The sequence below is a fragment of the Thermomonas sp. genome, assembly GCF_019104945.1.
Taxonomy (GTDB): domain Bacteria; phylum Pseudomonadota; class Gammaproteobacteria; order Xanthomonadales; family Xanthomonadaceae; genus Thermomonas.
On the sequence record NZ_JAHRWW010000013.1, the window covers coordinates 1 to 20,552 of the forward strand.

Here is a 20,552-nt window from a genome sequence, read left to right on the forward strand (position 1 = left end):
GGGCCAATTTCCTTACGCACCCACGCGATCAATTCTTTACGCAGCTCCTCGCTTTCGGCTTCACCGGCCACCAAGGTGACATAGGCGTAGATGCCTTGGCCTTTAAGATCGTGCGGGAAACCCACCACGGCGGCCTCGGCCACCTTCGGGTGCAGCACCAACGCGCTTTCCACTTCGGCCGTACCAATGCGGTGGCCGGAGACGTTGATGACATCGTCCACCCGCCCGGTGATCCAGTAATAGCCATCGGTATCACGGCGGCAACCGTCGCCGCTGAAATACATGCCGGGATAGGTTTTGAAATAGGTATCGATAAAGCGTTGGTGGTCGCCATACACGGTGCGCATCTGCCCCGGCCACGAGTCGAGCATCACCAAATTACCTTCGGCCACGCCTTCAAGCAGCTTGCCTTCTGCATCCACCAGCGCGGGCTGCACGCCCGGTAGCGGCTTGCTGGCTGAGCCGGGCTTCAGATCTGTCGCACCGGGGATCGGCGTAATCAGCATGCCGCCGGTTTCGGTCTGCCACCATGTATCCACCACCGGACACCGGCTATCACCCACCACGTCGTAGTACCAGCGCCACGCTTCGGGGTTGATCGGCTCGCCCACACTCCCCAACACGCGCAGCGATTTGCGCGAAGTACAGGTTACCGGCGCATCACCTTCGCGCATCAATGCGCGGATGGCGGTAGGCGCGGTGTAGAAGATGCTGACTTGATGCTTGTCGATCACCTGCCAGAAGCGCGAGAAATTCGGGTAGTTAGGTACACCTTCAAACATCACTTCGGTACAGCCGTTGGCCAGCGGCCCATACACGATGTAACTGTGGCCGGTGACCCAGCCCACATCGGCGGTGCACCAGAACACATCATTGGGCTTCAGATCGAAGGTGACATCGTGGGTGTAGGCGCTCCACAGCAGATAGCCGCCGGTGGTGTGCAGCACGCCCTTGGGCTTGCCGGTGCTGCCGGAGGTGTAGAGGATAAACAGCGGGTCTTCCGCGTTCATGCGCTCCGGCTCGCAGGTCTCCGGCTGGCCGTCCACCACCGCGTCCATCCAGCGGTCACGCGGCATCTGCATGTCCACCGCGCCGCCGGTATGGCGCACCACCAACACGGTTTCCACTGAATTGGTGCCGGGCAGCTTCAATGCCGCATCCACATTGGCTTTCAGCGGCACGCGCTTGCTGCCGCGCAGGCCTTCGTCGGCGGTAATAATGAGCTTGCTGGCGCAGTCGGCCACGCGATCGGCGATCGAGTTCGGTGCAAAACCGCCAAACACCACCATGTGGATCGCGCCAATGCGCGCGCAGGCGAGCATCGCCACCGCCGCATCGGGGATCATCGGCAGGTAGATGGTGACGCGATCGCCCTTGCCCACCCCTAAATTACGTAGCGCGTTGGCCATCTTGCACACACGCGCATGCAGCTGACGGTAGGTGATCTTTTCCACCGCGCTATCGAGGCTATCGGGTTCAAAAATCAGCGCAACTTTATCGCCGTTTTTTTCCAAATGCCGGTCGAGGCAGTTCACGCTGGCATTGAGCTCGCCATCGGCAAACCAGCGGATGCGGAAATCTTTGAGGTCATAACTCACGTCTTTGATCTGGGTCGGCGCTTTGTACCAATCCAGACGTTTGGCCAGCTCGCCCCAAAAGGCGTCGGGTTGATCTTTGGCCTGCGCGTAGGCGCGCTCATAGGCGTCGCGGGTGATATTGGCCTGCGCCGCAAACACAGGGTCCACCGGATACAAATCGCTCATCGTTCGCTTCTCCACTGAGATGACTTACGGCCGCGCGCTCGTCTTCTACGTGCGCTGCCCCCATTGGATCGAGTGTGTACTTAAAATGACATCGTTGTCTATCCCTCGTCCGACACGCAACCTTCGGCACTTGCCCGAAAGGTGCGCTCTAGCAGGATAATCCTATCTTCCCCTTTGCAGCCTCGCCTTGGAAGACGCCCATGATTTCGCCCTCGTTTCGCCGCGCGCCGCTGGCGCTTGCTCTATTGTTGGCCGTATCAACCGTGGGCCTCGGTGCCTGCACCTCCCAATCCAATGCGCCTGCCGTGACCAATACAACGCCCGCTCCTGCCGCGCCCACCGCGGGGATTGATCTTGCCGGTATCGACAAGGCCGTTGCCCCCGGCGATGACTTCTACGCCTACGCCAACGGCCTATGGCAACAGAAGACCGAGATTCCCGCCGACCGCGCGAGCACCGGCGTCTTCTATACGGTTTTCGAGAAAGCCGAAAAGCGCCTGTCCGACTTAGTGCAATCCCTGCAAAAGCAAACGCCTGCAGCGGGCAGCAACGAGCGCAAAATCGCCGACTATTACGCCGCCTATATGGACGAAGCGGGCATCGAAGCGCATGGCCTTCGCCCAATCCAAACACAACTCGACAGCATCGATGCCATCAGCGATAGCGCATCACTTTCGCACTACTTAGGCAGCACACTGCGCGCCGACGTTGACCCAATCAACGCCACCAACTTCTACACCGAAAACCTGCTGGGGCTGTTCGTAGCCGCCGGGCTTGAAGACCCGTCGAAGAACGTCGGCTACCTGCTGCAGGGTGGCCTCGGCATGCCCGATCGCGATTATTACCTGTCTCCCGACAAGGCGATGGTCGCCAATCGCGACGCCTATAAAACCTATATCGCCGCCATACTCACGCAAGCAGGTGTGAGCGATGCCGACAAACAGGCTAAAGCCATCTTCGACTTAGAAATGAAGATTGCCACGGCCCAAGCCAGCGTGATCGACACCCAAAACATCCACAAGGCCAATAATCCTTGGCCCACCGCCGACTTCAGCAAACTGGCCCCTGGTATCGATTGGGCCGCATTCTTCGATGCCGCCAATCTCAAATCACAAACCACGCTCATTGCATGGCAGCCAGAGGCCATCAAACAACTCTCGGCGCTTGTGACCAGCCAACCGCTGCAAACATGGAAAGACTATCTGCGCTTTCACACCTTGAACCAGTGCGCCAGCCTGCTCCCCAAGGCCTACGCCGATCTGCGTTTTGGGTTTTATGGCACCCAACTCTCCGGCACCACCCAGCAGCGTGACCGCTGGAAGCGCGCCCTTGCCGCCACCAATAATGCGTTAGGTGACGCCATCGGCCAGCTGTATGTGAAGCAATACTTCCCGGCCAGCTCGAAAGCGCAGGTTGAGGCCATGGTGTCCAACATCCTCGCCGCGTTCCGCGCTGGCGTGGACCAGCTCACTTGGATGAGCCCCACCACCAAGACCGTGGCCAAGCAGAAGGCGGAAACCATGCGCGTAGGCGTGGGCTATCCGGACACGTGGCGTAACTACAGCGCGCTTGAAATCAAACCTGACGATGCACTGGGCAATTCTATCCGCGCCCAGGCCGCCGAATATGCACACCAGCTTGGCAAGCTAGGCAAAACACCTGACCGTGGCGAATGGTGGATGACGCCGCAAACCGTGAACGCGGTGAACCTGCCGCTGCAAAATGCGATGAACTTCCCCGCCGCTATTTTGGAAGCGCCGTTCTTTGATCCGAACGCTGATGCGGCCGCCAACTACGGTGCCATTGGCGCGGTGATTGGCCACGAGATCAGCCACGGCTTCGATAACCTAGGCGCCGAGTTCGATGCCGAAGGCCGCCTGCACAATTGGTGGACGCCTGAAGACGCCGCCCACTTCAAAGCCGCCGCCGACAAGCTCGTTGCGCAATACAACGCCTATGAGGCCCTACCCGGGCTGCATATCAACGGCCAGCAGACGCTCGGCGAAAATATTGCCGACGTGTCCGGCCTACAGGCCGCGTACTTGGCTTATCACAAATCACTGGACGGCAAGGACGCGCCCGTGATCGACGGCCTCACCGGCGACCAACGTTTCTTCCTCGCCTTTGCCCAAGCCTGGCGCAGCAAAATGCGTGAAGCTGCGCTGCGCTCGCAAGTCATCGGCAACGAGCACGCGCCCGGACAGTGGCGCGCACTCACCGTGCGCAATATCGACGCGTGGTATTCCACCTTTGGAGTGAAGGAAGGGCAGAAGCTCTATCTTGCACCGGAGGCGCGAGTGAAAATTTGGTGAGCCGTAGTCGGTGATTCATCCACAAAAACGTCGGTGCCATGCCGACGTTTTTTGTGTCACTACAACGGCGGCGCAGCCAGCTCTTTCGCGCTCAAAAACCCATCGCGATTCACATCTTGCTTGTGGAAGCGTTCCGTCAGCTGCGCAAGATAGGCCGCACGCGTTATGGCCTTGCCTTTCCCACCCGGCAACTCGTCTGGCGCAAGCACGCCATCAGCATTGCGGTCCATCGCATCAAAGGCATAGCTCATCCAATGCAGATACTCGGCGGGTGATACTTTGCCATCGCCATTCTCATCCATCTTTGCCAAGTATTCGCGCGTATGCTGCACCTGCGCGTTTGCGGGTGTACTGATGAATCCGATGAATAAAAGTAGGAGCAGTGCAGGTGCGTTCATTCCCGAATTGTAGCCATCTGCGCGACAATCACACGCATGCCTGAATTACCTGAAGTTGAAACCACGCGGCGCGGCTTGGCGCCACACTTGGAAGGCCAACGCATTACGGGAGTAGTGCTGCGTCGCCCAGACTTGCGCTGGCCCATTCCACAAGAGATTTCCAAACGACTGCCCGGACAGACCATCTCGGCCATCCGCCGCCGCGCCAAGTACTTGCTGCTCGATACCGCCGTTGGCAGCGCACTGTTGCACCTTGGCATGTCCGGTAGCCTACGCGTGCTGCCGGAAGCCACGCCCGCGCGCGCGCATGACCATGTGGATATCTCCCTCGCCTCGCACGCGCTCTTGCGCCTGCACGACCCGCGTCGATTTGGCTGTCTGCTCTGGCAGCCACTTGGAAGCGTCCACCCACTTCTTGCCGAGCTTGGCCCTGAACCCCTTTCCGATACTTTTTCCGCCGAGTATTTATTTGCCCTTAGCCGTGGCCGCAGCGCACCGATCAAAACCTTTTTGATGGATCAGCACACCGTGGTGGGTGTGGGCAATATCTACGCGGCTGAAGCGCTGTTTATGGCAAGTATTTCGCCGCTGCGCGCTGCCGGGAACATTTCGTACGAGCGTTATCAGCGCCTCGTTACGGCCGTCAAAGCCATCCTCACCCAAGCCATTGAGCGCGGTGGCACCACCCTGCGCGATTTTATTGCCCCGGACGGCAAACCCGGCTATTTCGAACAAAAGCTGCAGGTGTATGGCCGCGCTGGGCAGCCCTGCCCACGCTGTGGCAAACCACTCAAACACGCCAATATCGGCCAGCGCGCGACGGTTTGGTGCAGTAGTTGCCAACGCTAGCCGCGCATTCGTTATAGTGAACGCCTCTTAACCGACACCAATGCCCATGACCCACGCTGGTGAGATCACCGTGTTGCTGGACGCCGCACGCGAAGGCGATCACGCCGCGCTGGATCAGGTGCTCTCCACGCTCTATCAAGAGCTGCGGAAAATGGCGCGACGCCAGCTGGCCGGGCAGCAACAGGGCTATACCCTAGACGCCACAGCTCTTGTCCATGAGGCCTACCTAAAACTGGTCGGCCGCTCCGAGAACAACGCCGAATTTGACGACCGCGCCCACTTCTTCGCGTACGCCGCTTCGGCGATGCGCTCAGTGATCGTGGACTACGCGCGGCAGCGGCTTTCACAAAAACGCGGCGGGGACCTACACCGCGTCACTGAGCTTCCCGAAAACCTAGGTGGCGGGTTCGCGCTCAACGAAGACACGCTCAGCCTCGACGCCGCGCTGACCCAGCTTTCCAAGGTGGATGCGCACCTTACCAAGGTGGTGGAGCTGCGCTACTTCGCCGGGCTTTCCGAGCTAGAAATCGCCTCGCTCTTGCACCGCTCCGAGCGCAGCATCCGCCGCGACTGGCAGAAAGCGCGCCTGTTTCTGCTCACTGAATTACAGGAGCCCCCCAGCCCCTAACCACAAGGTTGGGCACTGGTTTTCATATGGATCTCGAACGCTGGCAACGCCTCTCTCCACTGCTCGATGCACTCTTAGAGCTGCCGGAAGAAGATCGTCCAGCGCATCTGCACACGCTGCACCAAGAAGACCCCGCGCTTGCCGATGAGCTTGCGCAGCTACTCAAACTCGACACTACCGATACGCATATCTTTGAATCGCCCATGCGCATGCTCTCGGGCATTGCCATGGCCGGAGCTCGGCTTGGCCCGTATCGGCTGGAGCGCCTGCTTGGCGAAGGCGGTATGGGCCAGGTCTGGCTGGCCGAACGTGCCGACGGCCTCTACGAGCGCAAAGTAGCACTCAAGCTGCTGCGTCCCGGCTTATTAGACCCGTCACTGCGCCAGCGCTTCGACCGCGAACGCGAAATTTTGGCGCGTTTTTCACACTCTTATATCGCGCACCTGCTGGATGCGGGCATCGATCAAAATGGCCAGCCGTACCTAGCGCTGGAACATGTTGAAGGCGAACCGATCACCAGCTGGTGCCGCGCGCGCCAGCTCGATATCGCGGCGAGGCTCGATCTTTTTCGGCAAGTATGCGACGCAGTGAGCCACGCACACGCCAATCTCATCGTGCATCGCGACCTCAAGCCTTCCAATATCTTAGTCACGCCTGCCGGCCAAGTACGACTATTGGATTTTGGTATCGCCAAATTATTGGACGTACAGCCGCTCCCTATTGAACAAACCCGCACGGGCGTGCGCGCCTTCACCCTGCACTACGCCGCACCCGAGCAGATTCGCAACGAACCTGTCACCACCATGACCGACGTCTATTCGCTTGGCGTGGTGCTGTACGAACTCCTCACTGGCAGCTATCCCTACCAGCTTAAGCGCCAAACCGACGCGGAATGGGAAGAGGCCATTTTAACTGGCGAACCGCTGCGCCCATCACTTGCCGCCGCACGCGCCGAGCCCGAACTCATCACCCCCTACTCACCGCACCGGCTCGCACGCGCTTTGGCGGGCGATCTCGACAATATCTTGCTTAAAGCCTTGGCCAAACAGCCCGAGCGGCGCTACGTATCGGTGGAAGCACTCTCGCAAGATTTGCTGAGCTATTTGCGCGGCCAGCCCGTGCGTGCACGCGGTGAAAGTTTGAGCTATCGCTTTTCAAAATACCTGCGCCGCCACCGCTGGACAATCAGCGCCGGGCTCGCCATTTTGGGTGTGCTCACCTTCTCACTGGCGGTGGTGGCATGGCAGGCACAGCGCGCGCTGCAGGAGGCTAACCGCGCGCAGGCGATGCAGCGGTTTGTGGCCGAACTCTTTCAAGACGCGGGCAGTTCCGCGAACACGCCAATTGATTTACGCAGCCTGTTAGACATGGGTATTTTGCGTGGTGAACACAGCCTTGCACGGCAGCCACAAGCGCGCGCCGAGCTGTATGGCGTAGTAGCGCAGCTGCGTCTTGGCCTCGGCGATTATCGTGAAGCCAAAGAGCTTCTGCTGCGCCAAGCCAAACTGCTTGAACAACTGCCGCAAGCCCCCGCCAGCCTGCGCTTGGAGGCCGCCACACTACGCGGCGACGTAGATCAACAGTTGGGCGATACCGCCACCTGCATTCGCCATATGCAGCCACTGAGTGAAACCGCTAAAGTTGAAGAACAGCGCCTCACCCAGCCGGTGACCGCCTTTTACGTGCAACTTGGTCGCTGCCAGCGTTTATCCGGCGAAGCCAAACGCGCACAGCAGCTGTTTGAGCGCGCACAGAATTTGCGCAAAGTTGAAAAAGACAACGTCGGTGTGGCCGAAACCAAACTTGAACTTGCCGCACTGCAGTTCGACACCGCACAGCTAGGCGCGGCCATTCAAACCTTAGACCAAGGCCTCACACAGCTGCGTAAGAACGTCGGCGACCACCATCCGCTCGCCATCGACCTGCTGCGCGCACGCTGTAAGGTAGAGCACGCTAGTGATGCCTTAGAAGCGGCCGTGCGCGACTGCCGCGCCTCGCTACAACTGGCGCAAGAGCTCAATGGCCGTAACCACCGCACCACCATCGACGCCAACAGCCAACTGGCCGCGCTCTACATCAATCTCGGTCGCTTCGCCGAAGCCGAATCCATTCTTTTAGATACCTCCGCCTGGATGCGTGCCCGGTTAGACGCCCATCATCCAGAACTGGCGCGCACCTATACCAATCTTGGTGTCGTTGCGTGGGAGCGCGGCGACATCCCGCGTGCGCTACGTTATTTACGGCAGGCACGGGCGGCTTGGCAAAAAAACAATAATCTCGCCCAAGTTGCCGAACTCGACTCCGTACTTGCGCAAGTGCTGCATAACGCCGGTATGGATCGTGAAGCGCTGCCTCTGGCGCAAGCCTCATTCAATCTGCGACAAGACCTTCCTCACGCCATCGGCCCCACCGGCGATAGCCAGCGCCTCATCGGCGTCATTTTGACCGCGCTTGGGCAATACTCGCGTGCCGAAGCCGCGCTCACCACGGCGGTGCTACTCACGCGCAATGGCTACGGAACAACCAGCGCGCATACGCGCAAGGCTGAAATCGCGCTCGCTTGGTTTCAAGCACAGCAGCAGCATTCTGAAACTGCACTGCTGCAGCTCGACCGTTTTAGTCAACCTTCATCCACCGGGCTTGAACAGCACAAAAATGCTTGGCTCGCACGCGCCTTCGCGGCGAATATCCACTGCCAACAACCGGAGCAGGTGATTCCCGCCCAACAAGCGCTCGACAGCCTACTTTCCGAAATGCTTACCGTACTGCCCGAAGGCGGCATGCTGCAGCGCAAGGTACAAGCCTTCCGCAATCACTGCGGCCGTTAAGCCCGTTTTTAATTGCGCCTGTGGTAGCGTTCCCGGTTTGTTCCCCCTCACGGACATTTCCATGTCGCAACTGACCAACGCTTTTCTTCTTGCCAGCCTCGCCATTTCTGGCACGGCCGCCGCACAAGCTACCGACAACACAGATCCCTATGTGTGGCTGGAAGATGTGCAAGGCGATAAAGCCCTCGATTGGGTGAAAGCACGCAACGCCAAGGCCGAGGCCGAGATCGCCACCACACCCGCCTTCAAAACGCTGGAAGCGCAGATCCGCACCATCTTAGATTCCGACGCCAAGATCCCCGGCGTGCAGAAAATTGGCGACTACTACTACAACTTTTGGAAAGACGCCAAGCACCAACGCGGGCTGTGGCGACGCACTACGCTGGCCGAATACCGCAAGGCCGAGCCGCAGTGGGAAACCGTGCTCGATCTCGACGCACTCAATGCCAAAGAAGGCGCGAAGTGGGTCTGGCACGGCGCCAACTGCCTGCGCCCAAAATATGAGCGCTGCCTGATTGCACTGTCGCCGGGCGGCTCCGATGCCGACGTGACGCGCGAGTTCGACCTCACCACCAAGCAGTTCGTGCAAGGCGGCTTCTTCCGCCCCGAAGCCAAGGGCGGGCTGGGCTGGATCGATGAAAACACGGTGTACGTGTTCACCGATTTCGGCGATGGCAGCCTGACCAGCTCAGGCTATCCGCGCGTGGTGAAAGAGTGGAAGCGCGGTACTCCGCTGAGCGCGGCCAAGACCGTGTACGAAGGCAAGGCCGAGGACATGTACATCTCGGCGATGCACGACGACACCCCCGGCTATGCACGCGATTTCGTCAGCCGCACCTTGGCCTTCTATAACGATGAGCTGTACCTACGCGGTAAAGACGGGACGCTGACCAAGGTCGATGCACCGAACTCCGCACAGAAGGGCGTGCACAAAGATTGGCTGCTGCTGGAACTGCGCGAACCCTACACCGCCGGCGGCAAAACCTATGCGGCGGGCGCACTGCTTGCGATCAACTTCGATGACTTCATGGCTGGTAAGCGCGATTTCACCGCGCTATTCGAGCCAACCGACAACGCCGCGCTGTCTGGCTATACATGGACGAAGGACCACCTGATCCTCAATGTGATGGAGGACGTGAAGAACCGCCTGACCGTGCTCACCCCGGGCAAGGATGGCTGGGCCAAGTCGGCCTTCGTTGGCGCGCCCACCATCGGCACGATTGGCGTAGGCGCGGTGGATGCCGATGACAGCAATGCGCTGTGGCTGACCGTCACCGACTTCGTCACCCCCACCACCCTGTCGATCGCGGAAGTCGGCCAGCAGCCGGAAGTGCTGAAGTCCAACCCGGTGTTCTTCGACGGCAGCAAGTACGCGATCAGCCAGCACTTCGCCACCAGCAAGGACGGCACCCGCGTGCCCTACTTCATGGTCGGCCCGAAAAACCTGAAGCTGGACGGCAAAACCCCCACCCTGCTGTACGGCTACGGCGGCTTCGAAATTTCACTCACCCCCAGCTACTCCGGCGCGATCGGTAAGGGCTGGCTGGAGAAGGGCGGCGTGTACGTGCTGGCCAATATCCGCGGCGGCGGTGAGTACGGCCCGCGCTGGCATCAGGCGGCGCTCAAGGCCAACCGCCACAAGGCTTACGAGGACTTCGCCGCGATCGCCGACGACTTAGTAGCGCGCAAGATCACCTCGCCTGCGCACCTGGGCACCATGGGCGGCAGCAATGGCGGCCTCTTGATGGGCAATATGCTCACCCAGTACCCGGAGAAATTCGGCGCGGTCGTGGTGCAGGTGCCGCTGCTGGACATGAAGCGCTACAGCCACTTGCTGGCCGGTGCGTCGTGGATGGCCGAATACGGCAACCCCGATACCAGCGACTGGAGCTTCATCCAGACCTTCTCGCCGTATCACCTGTTTGATGCCAAGAAGACCTACCCGGCCACCTTGTTCACCACCTCCACCAAGGATGACCGCGTGCACCCTGCGCACGCACGCAAAATGATGGCGAAAATGGAAGCCGCCGGTAAAAACGTGCGCTACTACGAGAACATCGAAGGCGGCCACGGCGGCGCGGCCAACAACGCGCAGGCTGCGCACATGAGCGCGTTGGCCTATACGTTTTTGTGGAGCCAGCTGAGCAAGTAAGCGGCACCCTCCGGCCTACGGCACAACACCCGTAGGCCGGGCATTCTTCCGTCCATGCGTTGTAAATTGCTCGCGGAGGCTCCATCTATGAAGATTGAAACCTTTCTTGCCGGTCTTTTCCTGATGAGCAGCTCCTCTGCACAAACGCTCCCCACACCGCCGCAGGCGGCGCAGCATCCGCATACCGTCACCGCGCCATTCGGTGCGCAGCGTCAAGACAATTACTACTGGCTGCGCGATGACACCCGCGAACGCCCCGACATGCTGGCCTATCTCAACGCCGAGAACGCCTATGCTGACGCCGTGCTTGCCACAAGCAAGCCCACGCAAGACGCGCTGTATCACGAAATCGTTGCGCGCATCCAGCAAGACGACGCCAGCGTACCGTTTCGCGAGCGTGGTTATTGGTACTACGCGCGTTTTGAAACCGGCAAAGATTATCCCATCCACGCGCGTCGCCAAGACGGTGCTGGGATCGACGCACAAAGCATTCTGCAGGCCAATGCCAACGGTAATTTTGATGGCGAACAGATTTTACTCGACGTCAACGCCCTGGCCGCAGGCAAAGACTATTTCAGCATCGGCGTGTATGAAGTCACCCCCAATAATCGCGTGCTGGCCTATGCCGAAGACACCAACGGCCGCCGCCAGTACACCTTGCGTTTTATCGATCTTGAAAGCGGCAAAACACTTGCAGACACCATTAGCGGCGTAGCCCCCAATGTCGTTTGGGCCGACGACAACAAAACCCTGTTTTATGTCGAAAATGATCCCGACACCCTGCTCACCAAGCGGGTGAAAAAGCACGTACTCGGCACCGACCCCGCCACCGATACAGTGGTCTATACCGAACACGACGACAGCTTCTACATGGGCATCGACCGTAGCCGCGACGATCAATACATTGTCATTGGCGTTGGCAGCACGGTATCAAGCGAGCTGCGTTACACCTCCGCCGCGCAGCCCGGCCAGTTCACCGTGCTGGCCCCGCGTGAGCGCGATGTGGAATACGATGCCGATCACTACGGCGGGCGCTGGGTCATTCGCACCAATGCCGATGGCGCCAAAAATTTCAAACTTATGACCGCTGCCGACGGCAGCACCTCGCGCACGGCGTGGCAAGACCTCGTTGCCCACCGCGACGATGTGCTCATTGAAGGTTTTGAGCTGTTTCAGCACTTCACCGCCATTGCCGAGCGCAGCGGCGGGTTGGAGCGGGTGCGTATTTTGCGTCCAGATGGCAGTGAAGCGTTTGTGAGCGCCGACGAATCCGCCTATTCGATGGGGCTTGACGTCAATAGCGAAGCAGAAAGCCCATGGCTGCGCTACAGCTACACCTCGATGACCACGCCCAGCACCACCTACGCGCTGAACGTGCTCACCAACGAGCGTCTATTGCTGAAACGCCAACCCGTACTCGGCGGCTACGACCCCGAAAAATATGTTACTGAACGCCTGTGGGCCACCGCGCGTGATGGCACGCAAATTCCGGTCTCCATCGTCTACAAAAAAGGGTTTGAGAAAAACGGCCAAGCCGCGCTGCTGCAGTACGGCTATGGCAGCTACGGGCTGTCGATGGACCCGGGCTTTTCGGTGTCGGTAGTCAGCCTGCTCGACCGCGGCATGGCCTATGCCATCGCACATATTCGCGGCGGCCAAGAAATGGGCCGCGCATGGTATGAAAACGGCAAATTGCTGAATAAGAAAAACACCTTCACCGACTTTATCGACGTCACCGAGTTTTTGGTGCAACAAGGCTACGCTGCCCCCAACCGCGTGGCCGCCCACGGCGGCAGCGCCGGCGGCCTGCTGATGGGTGCGATTTCCAATATGGCCCCCGACAAGTACCGCGTCATTTTGTCGCAGGTGCCGTTTGTGGATGTCACCACCACCATGCTCGACCCCAGCATCCCGCTGACCACCAACGAATACGACGAGTGGGGCAACCCCGAGCAGAAGCAGTATTACGACTACATCGTTACCTATTCGCCCTACGACAACCTTGAAGCCAAGGCCTATCCGTCCATGTTTATCGGCACCGGGCTATGGGATTCGCAGGTGCAGTATTGGGAGCCTGCAAAATACGTGGCGCGCCTGCGCACGCTCAACACCTCTCATGCGCCGGTCATTTTCCGCACCAATATGGAAGCGGGGCACGGCGGCAAATCGGGGCGCTTCCGCCGCTACCGCGAACAGGCAGAAATGTATGCCTTCATGCTGGAGCAGTTGGATGTTCGCTAACGCTACGCGCACACACGTATGACCCGCTGGCTGTGGGCCGCACTGGCATGGGTCAGCTTGGTCTTGGGCATCATTGGCGCGCTACTGCCGGTGATGCCCACCGTACCGTTTATTTTGCTCTCGGCATTTGCCGCCACACGCGGCTCCACACGCCTGCGCAACTGGCTGCTATCGCACCCTAAATTTGGCCGCGCCATTATGGAGTGGGAGCGTGACGGCGCGGTGAGCCGCCAAGCCAAATGGATCGCCACCATCATGATGTCGTTTTCCTCCATCTCTATGTTGATCTTCGCCCCGCGCCTGTGGATGGCGGGCATCGGCATTGGCATCATGGCCACCACCGCGCTGTGGCTTTGGCGGCGACCAGAACCGCGACAGTCTCCGCAAGCCTGAGTACACTGGGCAGATGATGAAACGTCTCCTTTTCGCGGCCCTTCTACTCAGCCTGCTCAGCGCCTGCGGCAACAAGGCCGCGCTGATGCTGCCAGAAAAACCCACCGCCACTCCTGCGTCTGCACCCGCTCCGGCCAAAGACACCCCTGCCCCCCACGATCAGCCCTGAGACCGTCATGCACTTTTGCAAAATGCACGGCGCAGGCAATGACTTCGTCGTCCTTGATCTGCGCAGTGGCTTAGCCGCCCCTAGCGCCGCCCAGTGCCAGCGGCTCGCAGATCGCCACTTCGGTGTTGGCTGCGACCAAATTCTCACCGTCGAACCCGCGCAACACCCCAGCGCGATTGCCCGCTACCGCATTTGGAACGCCGACGGCACGCCATCTGGTCAGTGCGGCAACGGTGCGCGCTGCATCGCCGCGTGGCTGGTGCGCGATGGCGCAGCGCCCGCCCAAGACGCGTTCGTAATCGAAAGCCCTGCCGGCCTGCATCACGTGCACCATGCGGCGCAGGGCGGCTTCACGATCGACATGGGCGCGCCGCAGTTTGCACCCGCCGCCATTCCATTGCATGGCTTTGCCGAACACAGCGACTACAGCTTGACCTACCAAGGGCAAGCGCTGCGCTTTGGCGCCGTATCGATGGGCAACCCGCATGCGGTGATCGAAGTGGGCGACTTGGCGCAGGCCGATGTAGCCGCGATCGGCCCGTGGCTACAGCAGCAGGCGGCATTCCCGCAGTCGGCCAATATTGGTTTCGCACAAGTACTCTCGCCCAACGCGATCAAGCTCCGCGTCTATGAACGCGGCTCTGGGGAAACCCTCGCCTGTGGCAGTGGCGCTTGCGCGGCCGTGGCCTCGCTGGTGCAGCGCGGTCGCCTTGCTGCAGATTCAGATGTGCACGTACAGCTTCCCGGCGGCACACTGCACATTCGCTACGACCGCACGCACAACACAATGTTGATGAGCGGCCCTGCCGCATTTGTATTTGAAGGCACTTTGCTGGAGGAAAACAGCCCGTGACGCTGGACTTCAACGATTCCACCGAAAAACTCAACGCCCACGAAGTCGCCGCGTGGCTACGCCGCCACCCCGAATTTCTCAAGCAGTTTCCTGATCTTGCGCTCACGCTTGTGGTGCCGCGCGACAACGGCCCCACGGCTTCGCTGGCCAGTTATCAGCTGGAAATTTTGCGCGACAAAAACCGCGAACTGACTCGCCGTCTGCACGAGCTCTTTGCCAATGCGCAGGATAACGAACGCCTCAGCGTGCGCACCCACCAGCTCACCCTCGCGCTGATGAAACAAACCAGTGCGGCAAGCACGCTGCAAGCGATGGCGGCCGCATTGGCCGAAGACTTCCAAGGCGATCTTGTGCGCTTTGTGGGCTTCACCCCCGCGCCCGAACTTGCCGATGCCGATTGGTTTTTGCACCTGCCTTCCGACAGCCCGCGCCTTGCCACCTTCAACAAGTTGCTACACAACAGCGACCCCGTGTGCGGCCGTCTGCACCCCGACCAAAACGCGCTGCTCTACGGCGTGCGTGCCGAAGAAGTGCAAAGCAGCGCCCTCTTCGTGCTGCCGCAGGTTGGCCTTGTGGCCGTGGGCAGCCGCGACCCCAACCGCTTCTTCCCTGGCATGGGCACATTGTTCCTACGCATGATGGGCGAAGCACTCGCCGCTGCGCTGGCGCGCTTTGCATGAGCTGCCTGCAATGGCAACGCAGCCGCCCATTGAGCGCTTCCTTGCGCAGCTAAGTGTTGAGCGGCAGGCCTCGCCGCATACACTCGACGCCTATCAGCGCGACTTGGCCGCACTGAATACATGGCTAAACGAGCGCGACCTACTCACCCTGCGCAGCGATGACGTGCGCGCCTTCATCGCCAGCGAACACCGCCGCGGGCTCTCGGCCAAATCGCTACAGCGCAGACTTTCTGCCTGCCGCGGCCTGTTTCGCTGGCTACTCAAAGAAGGCGCTCTTGCGAATAACCCCTGCGCAGGCGTGCGCGCCCCCAAAGCCCCACGCAAACTGCCACAAGTCTTGGATGTGGATGAAGCGGTCAAACTGGTCGAGCTGCCCACCGACGCACCACTAGGGCTGCGCGACCACGCCTTGCTGGAGCTGTTCTATTCCTCCGGCCTGCGCGTGTCGGAAGTGTGTACGCTGCGTTGGCGCGATCTCGATTTTGAACAAAGCCTCGTGAGCGTGTTGGGCAAAGGCAATAAACAGCGTATCGTGCCGGTAGGCTCGCACGCCCGCCGCGCACTGCTGGAACTGCGGCAAAGCGCCCACCCCGCAAGCGACGCCTTCGTGTTCCCCGGCCGCACCGACAAACCAATTTCCTCCCGCGCCATTCAACTGCGTATCAAGCAGCTCGCCTTTCGGCAAGGCGTGCATAAGCGCATCCATCCACATCTGCTAAGGCATAGTTTTGCCAGCCATATGCTGGAATCCTCCGGCGACCTGCGCGGCGTGCAAGAGCTACTCGGCCATGCCGATATTTCCACCACGCAAATTTACACCCACCTCGACTTCCAACACCTCGCCAAGGTGTACGACGCGGCCCACCCACGCGCCAAACGCAAAAGCTGAATGCGGCCAACTTGAAGCGCCCTTGCGGCGCCCCCACATCCTAGGTTCCAACGGAGATTACGATGGACCCTAGTCAAAACCCCCATGTATTTCACGCCACCACCATCGTTTCGGTGCGCCGCAACGGCCAAGTGGTGATCGCCGGTGACGGCCAAGTCACACTTGGTCATACGGTAATGAAAGCCAATGCCCGCAAGGTGCGCAGGCTGGGCAAAGAAGGCCGCGTACTGGCCGGGTTTGCCGGCGCCGCCGCCGATGCCTTTACCTTATTTGAACTGTTTGAAGCCAAGCTAGAAAAACACGGTCAGCTCACCCGCGCAGCGGTGGAAATGGCCAAGGATTGGCGCACCGAGCGCCGCTTTGGCAAGCTCGAAGCCCTGCTCGCCGTGGCCGATGCCGACACCTCACTGGTGATTTCTGGCACTGGCGATGTGATCGAACCGGAAGACGGCCTGATCGCGATTGGTTCTGGCGGCATGTATGCACTCTCCGCCGCGCGCGCACTGCTGGCGCATAGTGAAATGGATGCGAAATCCATTGCGACAGAAGCGCTCAAGATTGCAGGCGATATCTGCATCTACACCAACCAAAACATCACGGTAGAAGTGCTCTAATCCTATGACTGACTCCTCCTCCATGACTCCGCGCGAGATCGTTGCCGAACTCGACCGCCACATCATCGGGCAAAACTCTGCCAAACGCGCCGTGGCCATTGCCCTGCGCAACCGCTGGCGGCGCGCCCAGCTTGCGCCGGAGCTGCGCAACGAAGTGATGCCCAAAAACATTTTGATGATCGGCCCCACCGGCGTGGGCAAAACCGAGATCGCGCGTCGCCTTGCCACGCTCGCCAACGCCCCCTTCGTCAAAGTAGAAGCCACTCGCTTTACCGAAGTGGGCTACGTGGGCAAAGACGTGGAACAAATCATCCGTGACCTTGCCGATACCGCGGTCAAAATGTACCGCGCACAGGCCCGCCAAAAGGTGCGCACACAGGCCGAAGAACGCGCCGAAGACCGCATTCTGGATGCCCTACTGCCCAAGCGCGAAGCCGCGCCAGGCTTTGGTTTCAACCCCGCCAACACCACCACCGTGGATATTGGCGCCGAGCCGTCTTCGCAAGAATCCAGCACCCGGCAAAAGCTGCGCAAACAGCTGCGCGCGGGCGAACTGGACGAGCGCGAGATCGAACTCGACCTCAGCATGAATATCGGCGTGGACATCATGGCTCCACCCGGTATGGAAGAAATGGGCCAGCAGCTACGGCAGATGTTTTCGCAAATTTCCGGAAGCAAAACCCACAAGAAAGCGATGACGATCAAGAGCGCACGCCCGCTGCTGATTGAAGAAGAAGCAGGCAAGCTCATCAACGAAGATGATGTTCGCGAAGAAGCGATTGACGCCTGCGAGCAACACGGCATCGTCTTCATTGATGAAATCGACAAAGTAGCCAAGCGCAGCGAAGGCCACGGCGCAGATGTCTCCCGCGAAGGTGTGCAGCGCGACCTGTTGCCGCTGGTGGAAGGCAGCACGGTGAGCACCAAATACGGCGCGGTGAAAACCGACCATATCCTGTTCATTGCCTCTGGTGCGTTTCACCTCGCCAAACCGTCCGACCTCATCCCCGAAATGCAGGGCCGCTTCCCCATCCGTGTGGAATTAAGCGCGCTGGATAAAAACGATTTTGTGCGCATTTTGACCGAGCCCAAGGCCGCACTCACCAAGCAATATGTCGAGCTGATGCACACCGAAGGCGTGCAGCTCAGCTTTGCCAGCGAAGCCGTGGACCGCCTCGCCGAGATCGCCGCACATGTGAACGAGCGCCAAGAAAACATCGGCGCGCGCCGCCTGCATACGGTACTGGAACGCCTGCTGGAATCGCTCAGCTTCGACGCCCCCGACAAGGGCGGCACCGTGGTAATCGATCGCGCCTATGTCGATGCCCATCTGGGTGAGCTGGCACAAGACCCCGACCTCAGCCGTTACATCCTCTAAGCCGCCATGCTCGCCCTCATCCAACGCGTCACCGAAGCCGCCGTCACCGTCGATGGCGCGGTGGTGGGGCAGATTGGCCCCGGCCTGCTCGCCCTCGTGGGCGTCGAGCCGGGGGACGGTGAAGCACAGCTACAAAAGATCGCTAAACGCCTGCTGGGTTATCGTATTTTCGAAGACGATGCCGGCAAGATGAACCGATCTTTGTTGGATATCGGCGGAGAATTGCTTTTAGTGAGTCAATTCACCCTTGCCGCCGACACCCAGTCGGGCATGCGCCCCAGCTTCAGCACCGCCGCCCCACCCGCAGAAGCGGAACGGCAGTTCGACCGCCTCGTCGCTATTTGTCGGGAAGCACACCCAAAAAGGGTGGAAACCGGCCAGTTTCGAGCCCATATGAAGGTGAGCCTGATCAACGACGGCCCCGTCACCTTCCTGTTGCGTTCGTGAACGTTTTCCCATACGCAGCAACCAGATACCGTCCATTCACGGTATAATGCTTAGTTCTTTCTGCGCAGTGCGCGGATTTCCACCTACGGTACACGACTCCATGTCCAACGAACGGCAAACCGCCCCCCAGTCCGACATCAAGCTCCTCATCAGCAAGGGCTTGGAACAGGGCTATTTGACCTACGCTGAAGTCAACGACCACCTGCCCGACGACATGGTCGATCCGGAGCAGCTGGAAGACATCATTAGCATGATCAATGGCATGGGCATCGACGTGCACGAAGTGGCACCCGATGTGGAAACCCTGCTGCTGGCGGGCCAACAGGCCGGTGGCCGCGAGGTGGACGAAACCGCCGCCGAAGAAGCCGCCGCCGCCCTGACCTCGGTCGATTCCGAGGGCGGCCGCACCACCGACCCCGTGCGCATGTATATGCGCGAAATGGGCACGGTGGACCTGCTCACCCGCGAAGGCGAAATCGCGATTGCCAAGCGCATCGAAGAAGGCCTGGCGCAGATGAACGCCGCGCTGGCCACCTTCCCGTGGACGGCACAATCCCTGCTGGAAGACTGGGAACTGCACAAGGAAGGCAAAAAGCGCCTTGCAGAAATTATTACCGGCTTCAATGATGAAGAACCGGAGCCGGAACCCGCACCTGCCGCCGACGAGCCGGAAGACAGCGACGCCGAAGTCGATGAAGACGAAGACGACGCGGGCGGCGAAGCCGACGAACCCGCACCCACCGGCCCAGACCCCGTGCTGGTAGCCGAGCGCATGGACGCCCTGCAGGCGGCTTACGGCCGCTTCCAGAAGGCTTATGCCAAGAGCGGCGCCGATGCCAAGCCCACGCTGAAAGCACGCGAAGAAGTGGCGGAAATTTTCGTTACCCTGAAGCTACCGCTGCCGCTGACCGATGCACTGGTCAACAAACTGCGTGACGCCGTAGGTTCGGTAAAAAATCACGAACGCCGCATTCTTGACCTATGCACCCGCGTGGCCAAAATGCCGCGTAAAGACTTCATCAAGGCGTGGGAAGGCAACCAGACCAACCTCGGCTGGGTGGATGACCTGCTCAAGCGCAAGCAGAAGTGGGGCAGCGCCCTGCGTGATGTCAAAGAACAAATCATCGCCGAGCAGGAAGCCACCATCGAGCTGGAAAAGGCGATGTTCGTGACCCTGCCCGACCTCAAAGAAATCAACCGCGCACTGACCTATGGCGAAACCAAAGCACGCAAGGCCAAGAAGGAAATGGTCGAGGCCAACCTGCGCCTCGTGATCTCCATCGCCAAGAAGTACACCAACCGCGGCCTGCAATTCCTCGACCTGATTCAGGAAGGCAACATCGGCCTGATGAAGGCGGTGGACAAATTCGAACACCGTCGCGGCTTCAAGTTCTCGACCTATGCGACGTGGTGGATCCGCCAGGCCATCACCCGCTCGATCGCCGACCAAGCGCGCACCATCCGTATCCCGGTGCATATGATCGAAACGATCAACAAGCTCAACCGCATCAGCCGCCAAATGCTGCAGCAATTCGGCCGCGAAGCCACGCCGGAAGAGCTGGCCAAAGAAATGGACATGCCTGAGGACAAGATCCGCAAGGTCATGAAAATTGCGAAAGAACCCATTTCGATGGAAACCCCCATTGGTGACGATGAAGATTCGCACCTCGGCGACTTCATTGAAGACACCAATGTGATGTCGCCGGTGGACGCTACCACCGATATCAACCTGATCGAAACCGTGCGCGATGTTCTTGCTGGCCTCACCCCGAGGGAAGCCAAGGTGCTGCGCATGCGCTTCGGCATCGACATGAACACCGACCACACACTGGAAGAAGTGGGCAAGCAGTTCGACGTCACCCGCGAACGCATCCGCCAGATCGAGGCCAAGGCCCTGCGCAAACTGCGCCATCCAAGCCGCTCGGAAATGCTGCGCAGCTTCCTCGACGTGGAATAAC

At 60.0% G+C, this 20,552-nt stretch carries 17 protein-coding genes; 15 read left to right on the top strand and 2 right to left on the bottom strand.

Features of this window, described 5'->3' with window-relative positions; genetic code table 11:
* A partial coding sequence (acs, locus tag KUL77_RS03410) for an acetate--CoA ligase (protein ID WP_297143665.1) occupies window positions 1–1,763 on the bottom strand: 1,763 nt, incomplete at its 3' end.
* A gap of 200 nt (window positions 1,764–1,963) precedes the next feature.
* Here acs and KUL77_RS03415 point away from each other — a divergent pair.
* The gene (locus KUL77_RS03415; protein ID WP_297143668.1) at window positions 1,964–4,075 is read left to right on the top strand and encodes a M13 family metallopeptidase; all 2,112 of its coding nucleotides are present in this window, start codon (window positions 1,964–1,966) and stop codon (window positions 4,073–4,075) included.
* Window positions 4,076–4,134: 59 nt separating this feature from the next.
* Here the strand turns inward: KUL77_RS03415 and KUL77_RS03420 are convergent, their stop codons facing one another.
* The gene (locus KUL77_RS03420; protein ID WP_297143670.1) at window positions 4,135–4,473 is read right to left on the bottom strand and encodes a hypothetical protein; all 339 of its coding nucleotides are present in this window, start codon (window positions 4,471–4,473) and stop codon (window positions 4,135–4,137) included.
* 36 nt (window positions 4,474–4,509) lie between these two features.
* Between KUL77_RS03420 and mutM the strand changes: the two genes are divergently transcribed.
* The 14 genes from mutM to rpoD all read left to right on the top strand — a co-directional run bounded on the left by mutM (window position 4,510) and on the right by rpoD (window position 20,551).
* A complete protein-coding gene (mutM, locus tag KUL77_RS03425; protein WP_297143673.1) occupies window positions 4,510–5,322 on the top strand; it encodes a bifunctional DNA-formamidopyrimidine glycosylase/DNA-(apurinic or apyrimidinic site) lyase in 813 nt (270 codons plus the stop codon).
* A gap of 46 nt (window positions 5,323–5,368) precedes the next feature.
* Complete coding sequence (locus KUL77_RS03430; RefSeq protein WP_297143675.1) at window positions 5,369–5,950, top strand: ECF-type sigma factor; 582 nt, start codon at window positions 5,369–5,371, stop codon at window positions 5,948–5,950.
* 26 nt (window positions 5,951–5,976) lie between these two features.
* Complete coding sequence (locus KUL77_RS03435) at window positions 5,977–8,778, top strand: serine/threonine-protein kinase (RefSeq protein ID WP_297143676.1); 2,802 nt, start codon at window positions 5,977–5,979, stop codon at window positions 8,776–8,778.
* A 61-nt stretch (window positions 8,779–8,839) separates the two neighbouring features.
* Window positions 8,840–10,930, top strand: a complete 2,091-nt coding sequence (locus tag KUL77_RS03440; protein ID WP_297143677.1) for a prolyl oligopeptidase family serine peptidase — start codon at window positions 8,840–8,842, stop codon at window positions 10,928–10,930.
* Between the two features lie 87 nt (window positions 10,931–11,017).
* The gene (locus tag KUL77_RS03445) at window positions 11,018–13,171 is read left to right on the top strand and encodes a S9 family peptidase (protein ID WP_297143679.1); all 2,154 of its coding nucleotides are present in this window, start codon (window positions 11,018–11,020) and stop codon (window positions 13,169–13,171) included.
* Between the two features lie 18 nt (window positions 13,172–13,189).
* Complete coding sequence (locus KUL77_RS03450) at window positions 13,190–13,564, top strand: YbaN family protein (protein WP_297143681.1); 375 nt, start codon at window positions 13,190–13,192, stop codon at window positions 13,562–13,564.
* Between the two features lie 13 nt (window positions 13,565–13,577).
* Window positions 13,578–13,733, top strand: a complete 156-nt coding sequence (locus KUL77_RS03455) for a hypothetical protein (RefSeq protein WP_297143683.1) — start codon at window positions 13,578–13,580, stop codon at window positions 13,731–13,733.
* A 7-nt stretch (window positions 13,734–13,740) separates the two neighbouring features.
* Window positions 13,741–14,586 carry a diaminopimelate epimerase gene (gene dapF / locus KUL77_RS03460; RefSeq protein ID WP_297143684.1) on the top strand — a complete coding sequence of 282 codons (846 nt, stop codon included), beginning with the start codon at window positions 13,741–13,743 and terminating at the stop codon, window positions 14,584–14,586.
* Between the two features lie 2 nt (window positions 14,587–14,588).
* Entirely contained in the window at window positions 14,589–15,266 is a 678-nt protein-coding gene (locus KUL77_RS03465; protein ID WP_297143731.1) for a DUF484 family protein, read from the top strand.
* Window positions 15,267–15,276: 10 nt separating this feature from the next.
* Entirely contained in the window at window positions 15,277–16,155 is an 879-nt protein-coding gene (gene xerC / locus KUL77_RS03470; RefSeq protein WP_297143686.1) for a tyrosine recombinase XerC, read from the top strand.
* 62 nt (window positions 16,156–16,217) lie between these two features.
* On the top strand, window positions 16,218–16,769 hold the full coding sequence (gene hslV, locus KUL77_RS03475) for an ATP-dependent protease subunit HslV (RefSeq protein ID WP_297143688.1): 552 nt from the start codon (window positions 16,218–16,220) through the stop codon (window positions 16,767–16,769).
* Window positions 16,770–16,773: 4 nt separating this feature from the next.
* A complete protein-coding gene (hslU, locus tag KUL77_RS03480) occupies window positions 16,774–18,147 on the top strand; it encodes an ATP-dependent protease ATPase subunit HslU (protein ID WP_297143690.1) in 1,374 nt (457 codons plus the stop codon).
* A gap of 6 nt (window positions 18,148–18,153) precedes the next feature.
* Complete coding sequence (gene dtd, locus KUL77_RS03485; protein ID WP_297143692.1) at window positions 18,154–18,594, top strand: D-aminoacyl-tRNA deacylase; 441 nt, start codon at window positions 18,154–18,156, stop codon at window positions 18,592–18,594.
* A gap of 100 nt (window positions 18,595–18,694) precedes the next feature.
* Window positions 18,695–20,551 (top strand): RNA polymerase sigma factor RpoD, encoded by a 1,857-nt coding sequence (rpoD, locus tag KUL77_RS03490; protein ID WP_297143695.1) that lies wholly within the window; start codon window positions 18,695–18,697, stop codon window positions 20,549–20,551.
* Window position 20,552: the final 1 nt, after the last annotated feature.

Coding starts and splice junctions, on each gene's coding strand:
- KUL77_RS03415 (WP_297143668.1), top strand. CDS start 1,964: ATGATTTCGCCCTCGTTTCGCCGCGCGCCGCTGGCGCTTGCTCTATTG.
- KUL77_RS03420 (WP_297143670.1), bottom strand. CDS start 4,473: ATGAACGCACCTGCACTGCTCCTACTTTTATTCATCGGATTCATCAGT.
- mutM (WP_297143673.1), top strand. CDS start 4,510: ATGCCTGAATTACCTGAAGTTGAAACCACGCGGCGCGGCTTGGCGCCA.
- KUL77_RS03430 (WP_297143675.1), top strand. CDS start 5,369: ATGACCCACGCTGGTGAGATCACCGTGTTGCTGGACGCCGCACGCGAA.
- KUL77_RS03435 (WP_297143676.1), top strand. CDS start 5,977: ATGGATCTCGAACGCTGGCAACGCCTCTCTCCACTGCTCGATGCACTC.
- KUL77_RS03440 (WP_297143677.1), top strand. CDS start 8,840: ATGTCGCAACTGACCAACGCTTTTCTTCTTGCCAGCCTCGCCATTTCT.
- KUL77_RS03445 (WP_297143679.1), top strand. CDS start 11,018: ATGAAGATTGAAACCTTTCTTGCCGGTCTTTTCCTGATGAGCAGCTCC.
- KUL77_RS03450 (WP_297143681.1), top strand. CDS start 13,190: ATGACCCGCTGGCTGTGGGCCGCACTGGCATGGGTCAGCTTGGTCTTG.
- KUL77_RS03455 (WP_297143683.1), top strand. CDS start 13,578: ATGATGAAACGTCTCCTTTTCGCGGCCCTTCTACTCAGCCTGCTCAGC.
- dapF (WP_297143684.1), top strand. CDS start 13,741: ATGCACTTTTGCAAAATGCACGGCGCAGGCAATGACTTCGTCGTCCTT.
- xerC (WP_297143686.1), top strand. CDS start 15,277: ATGGCAACGCAGCCGCCCATTGAGCGCTTCCTTGCGCAGCTAAGTGTT.
- hslV (WP_297143688.1), top strand. CDS start 16,218: ATGGACCCTAGTCAAAACCCCCATGTATTTCACGCCACCACCATCGTT.
- hslU (WP_297143690.1), top strand. CDS start 16,774: ATGACTGACTCCTCCTCCATGACTCCGCGCGAGATCGTTGCCGAACTC.
- dtd (WP_297143692.1), top strand. CDS start 18,154: ATGCTCGCCCTCATCCAACGCGTCACCGAAGCCGCCGTCACCGTCGAT.
- rpoD (WP_297143695.1), top strand. CDS start 18,695: ATGTCCAACGAACGGCAAACCGCCCCCCAGTCCGACATCAAGCTCCTC.